This window comes from Microcystis sp. M165S2 (genome assembly GCF_020245885.1).
GTDB lineage: Bacteria > Cyanobacteriota > Cyanobacteriia > Cyanobacteriales > Microcystaceae > Microcystis.
In genome coordinates this window covers 1-5051 of the sequence record NZ_JADBTZ010000444.1, presented here as the reverse complement: position 1 = coordinate 5051, position 5051 = coordinate 1, and the positions used below count along the sequence as shown (strand labels likewise).

The 5051-nt window shown below is 38.4% G+C and carries 5 protein-coding genes and 1 pseudogene; 4 read left to right on the top strand and 2 right to left on the bottom strand.

Annotation, left to right across the window (positions count from 1 at the left end):
• Positions 1-175: pseudogene (locus IM479_RS23135) on the bottom strand (calcium-binding protein); the annotation flags it as partial.
• Between the two features lie 154 nt (positions 176-329).
• Complete coding sequence (locus IM479_RS21775) at positions 330-1274, bottom strand: DUF4351 domain-containing protein (protein ID WP_287684585.1); 945 nt, start codon at positions 1272-1274, stop codon at positions 330-332.
• A 508-nt stretch (positions 1275-1782) separates the two neighbouring features.
• Between IM479_RS21775 and IM479_RS21770 the strand changes: the two genes are divergently transcribed.
• From IM479_RS21770 to IM479_RS21755, 4 genes are all read left to right on the top strand, one after another.
• Positions 1783-2028 (top strand): hypothetical protein, encoded by a 246-nt coding sequence (locus IM479_RS21770; RefSeq protein WP_287684584.1) that lies wholly within the window; start codon positions 1783-1785, stop codon positions 2026-2028.
• Positions 2025-2429, top strand: a complete 405-nt coding sequence (locus tag IM479_RS21765; protein WP_287684583.1) for a type II toxin-antitoxin system VapC family toxin — start codon at positions 2025-2027, stop codon at positions 2427-2429. The genes IM479_RS21770 and IM479_RS21765 overlap by 4 nt, the downstream gene beginning before the upstream one ends.
• Positions 2430-2576: 147 nt before the next feature.
• Entirely contained in the window at positions 2577-3341 is a 765-nt protein-coding gene (locus IM479_RS21760) for a PD-(D/E)XK nuclease family protein (protein ID WP_287684582.1), read from the top strand.
• A gap of 632 nt (positions 3342-3973) precedes the next feature.
• Positions 3974-4663, top strand: a complete 690-nt coding sequence (locus tag IM479_RS21755; protein WP_287674038.1) for a J domain-containing protein — start codon at positions 3974-3976, stop codon at positions 4661-4663.
• Positions 4664-5051 lie beyond the last annotated feature (388 nt).

The window sequence follows — 5051 nt, the reverse complement described above, 5'->3', positions numbered from 1 at the left end:
GGGGAAGTTGACTGAAATTGCGACTTTGCCACTGATTTCGTAATTCTGTTGCCTTAACCACATCATAACTTGTGCCAAAAGCAGTTGCCAAATTAGCATAAAAATCATCAGATTGAGCGAAATTAAACAAAATATCGTCAAGAGCAGGAATAATCGGCAACAGGGAAGAATTCATGATATTCACCAGAAGGGTTTACTGCGACTATTTTGTGCAAACAATCGCCAATTTTTCAAGGGTACTATAACATAAATTAACATTATACAGAAAACGGGTTTCTCAAAGAAACCCGTTTTCTCATTTGTTGCGAAGATGCGATCGCTAACATAAACTAAGCAGTTAAAGTATTTAACCAATTGATTAAATCTTCAACCGTAGAGAAATCGAATAAAGCTTCTCCTAATACTTCGACATCATCAATACTTAACTGCATAATTTTAGTTTCCAATGAAGGATTAATCTCCCCTAACTTGCGTTTAAGTTGACGAATAATCAATGTCTTTTCTCGTTCGATACCTTGTTCGATACCTTGTTCAATACCTTGTTCAATACCTTGACGCATCCAACTGGTGGTAATTTGCATAACTCCCTCCTGTACGGGTTGACTAAATGTGCTAATCTCTTCTTGGAATTGTATCTCTTCCAGCGGATTTAGATTGAGATATGTATCAATAAATCCAGAAATTAATTGCATTCTCGCCGCATCTAACCTTAAAGTAATTAACAAGCGCAGACATTCCGCTTTTACCTTGGCTCGCTCTTTCTCGGCAATGTTCATCTTGGCCATCAAAGCTGAAGCAACCGGATTCGACTGATTGAGAAAATCTCGCCAATTTAATCGATTTAACTGCACTACTCGATAGTTAAATTCTAATACCTTAAAATCGGGAAAATCAACCACATATTGACTAATCGCTTCTCTTTTGGGCTTTGAATAAGAAAAAATTACAATCGGATAAATCGGTAAGACAAATTTCTCATGAAAGCGAGCAAAATAAGTAAACATTCGCCGGTTAAACCACTTTCGGGAACTTTCCTGTGCCTCTACATGAATCAGAAAAAAAGATTCTTTTCCTCGAAACCTAACTTGTGCGACTAAATCGCTTTCATACCTTTCTCCTTCCGTGACATCGGTAAATACTTCTTTGTCTAAAAAAGTAATCGAGTCCCTATCTAAATAATCCATTAATTGAGGAAAAAATAACTCGATAAATTCGACAAAAAAGGTGGAGATTAACTCCTTAAATAATCGATCATGGTTAATATTATTAGTCATGTAATATCATCTTAACGAATCTGAGTGATGAACGACTACTCTTCTGTATTATATTCTGAAAAGTCTGTTTTGGCAACAGATTGTTATCACCTTACCCCCTTAACCTACAGCGATTGCCAAATTCGCCCAAAATCCATCAGATTGAGCGAAATCGAAGAAACTATTGTAAACAGCAGGAAAGAACAGCAACAGGGGAGAAGTCATGACATTAACTGCAAAGGTTTATTGCTAACAGTTTTAGCCCAACAATCGTCAATTTTTCAAGGGTACTATAACATAAATTAACATTGATCCGGAAAACTATATAATACGGTACAAATTCTCTCTAACAAGTCCAGAACTTGGGTTTCTCGTAGGGTACGATCTTCGATCGTGTAACGCACCTATTTAAAGTTTCCCTGAAATTTGCTTAATTTTAACTAATTTTAGAGTTTTGCGGGCAAATTAGCATTTTTTGTGATAGATTGTAACCATAGTAACTTTTTATACTTAATTGTCAATAATAATCATGAATGCTACAGCAATACGTCAACAAATAATTGAATCATTAGCTAATCTTTCTGGGGAACAATTATTGCAAATTAGAGAGTTAATCGAGCAAAATTTTTTGCCTCAAATTAAACCTAAATCAGAAGAAGAAAGACAACAGTTAATTAAATCATTACAAGGTAAATATGCTCATGCACCCACCAGTAGTGAAGATTTTGCCCAACAAAAACAAGCAGCAATTGATTGGGAGGAGCGTAATAGATGAATATCATTTTAGATGCTTGTGCTGTAATTGCTTTTGTTCGTAATGAAACAGGAGCGGATCTTGTCAGAGAAACCATCACTAATCAAAATAATAACAAAATCATTCATGTTGTTAATCTTTGCGAAGTTTACTATAATTTTTATCGCAATATAGGAGAATCAGAAACAGAAAAACTAATTCAAGAATTAAGTGATATTAACATAAAAACTCGCTTTGATTTAAGTAGTAAGTTTTGGCGACAAGTAAGTAAATATAAGGCACTAATTAAGCGCATTTCTTTAGCTGATTGTTTTGCTTTAACTTTAGCCAATCAAGAAAAAGGAATTTTAGTTACTTCTGACCGAAAAGAATTTGAACCGATTATTCCTCTTAATATTTGTCAGATTAATTTTATTCGTTAATAACCTGTCAATTCCCCCCTGACAATAACAATTTTAGCGGGTTGTAAGTCCAGAAGACGGGTTTCTCGGAGAAACCCCTAACCCCTAACCCCTAACCCCTTTTCTCGATAATAGGCTAACTGCTGTTTTATTCACGATAATTTTACTATGCCGAAGATCTACCGTCTTGCCCAAGGTCATTTAAACCTATTGGAAACCTGTCCACCCAGATTTCAAAAAGTCTATCTAGAGGAACTTAACACACCGGCTGACCCGGAGCAATTGCAGAGGCAAGAATGGGGTAGTCAGTTTCACCTATTATTACAGCAGCGGGAATTAGGGCTGCCGATCGCGTCTCTATTACAGGAAAATGAACAGTTAGAACATTGTTTAACGGCCCTATTAAAGGCTGCCCCGGCCATTGCCCAAAATCCGGGAGAAGCGAATCGCGAAGCGGAACATTCTCGTAGTTTAACTGTGGGTAATTATTTATTAACGGTTATCTATGATTTAATTTTATTAGAGAGCGATCGAGCCGTAATTTTTGACTGGAAAACCTACTTAAAACCTATCGATGCTGACAAACTAGCCAAAAATTGGCAGACGAGACTTTATCTGTATGTGTTGGGAGAAACTTCTGCTTATCCTCTTGATAGTTTATCGATGACCTATTGGTTTGTGCAGCTACCCCGCAGCCCCGAACAAATTACTTTTAACTATAATCGGAAACTACATCAACAGACAGGGCGAGATTTACGCCGTTTATTGAAAGATCTCGATCGCTATCTATCAGCATACCAAAATGATTTAGTCGATTTTCCTCATCGTCCCGATTGTCAGCTTCATTGTCCCTATTATCTTGGACAAGAGCGATCGAGCAAAATAGAGTTACCCTCGATCGATCATATCCCTGAAATCAATCCTTTTGTCTAATTTTGCTAATTTCGTCAGAATTCAGCAGTCAGGAGATTGCTTTTATTTCTTCTCCCCACACCCTAACCCCACTCTGCAATAATTACTCGCGGCCAGAAATGCGTTGGTTTCATATCATACTTTGTGTTTTTTGTCAAAAAAACTTTTTTTTTGCAACAAAACTACACAAAAAAAAGATCATCGTTGTGGGTGAAATTGACTAATTTACCTGTCTTAACTAGGATCACCTTGTAGGTGTGGCAAGGGTTTCAACCACTGCTGCCCAAAAAAGCACAGAATAAGCGACTATGAAATTCTACCAAATCGCTGTAACCATTGCAACATCGTTGTTAAATAAAAATCTTTCTCAATTAATTCTTAAGAATTTATAAATATTGCGGAATGTTAATTTAAATATTCTCAAGTGTTTAGAGTCAATAAATAATTTTTGCTTATCTTTGTCAAAAAATAGAACTCCTGCAAAAATCCCACATCTAGCATTGGGTTAGGAGTCAGGATTGAGGAGACAGTATTCAGGAGATTATTTTTATTTATCCTTCCCACACCCCACTTCCCACTTCCCACTTCCCATTCTCGACAATTCTCCTTCCCCGCCCCGATAATAACAAAAGACAGATCGATCGCTTGCGCTCATGACCGGCAACCACTACCAGACCTTAGAAATCAGCTATAAATCGACCCCTGACGAGATTAAACAGGCCTATCGGCGTTTAGCAAGAAAATTCCATCCCGATAGTCAAAACGATAGTGCCAGTCACGATAAAATCGTCGCTATTAACGCCGCCTACGAGATATTAAGCGATCCGAGACTAAGAAAAGACTACGATAACCAACTAATCAGCAATTCTCCGGAAAAGCGCGCCCAACGCACTGCCACCGCCCAAGCAAATTACCATCGTTACAAAGAAGCAGCCCGGGAAGACGAAGCCCTGGTCAAACAGTGGTATAACCAGACCTATAGCCCGATTAATCGGCTGATCGGTCAAATTATCCGGCCTCTCAAAGGTCAGATCGATCACCTATCTGCCGATCCCTTCGATGATCAGTTAATGGCTGTTTTTCAAGACTATCTAGAAACCTGTCGCCAAAATCTCGATCGAGCCAAAACCCTCTTTTGCCAACGGCCAAACCCTGCCAAAATGGCCAAAGTGGCCGCTTCTCTTTACTACTGTCTCAATCATCTCACTGATGGACTAGAAGAATTGGAAACCTTTACCCTTAACTACGATGATCGCTCTCTCCACACCGGCCAAGAAATGTTTCGCATGGCCCAGCGTTTACAGGTGGAAGCTAAACAGATAGCCAGTCAGTGCCAAAATTAGACCTCTTGTAAAAATCAAAAATTGTTGTTAGGGTTAGGAGTCAGTAGCCAGTAGTCAGGAGAATTAAGAATGAATAACAATCAATTAAATGGTCTATTTACAGATTTTAGGCCATTTAATCCTTATTTTTGCAGTCTTTGAAGCCTGAAAAATTAATTATGCCAGAGGTTTATTAAATCTCTAGCCATGGGTAAAAAAAAAGACGAAAATAGATCAAGACCAGATGTACCCAATCCCTAGCTTAACCCCGGTCACTAACCCCGCCCTAAAAGGGACGGGGCTTGCCTAGACCAATTTAGGCGACGCAAGTAGAGACTACCGCACCGAGACACAATCTGGCACAGACCTCCGAATACTTCCCTAGTTCGGATTCCCTCTCAGCTTTATT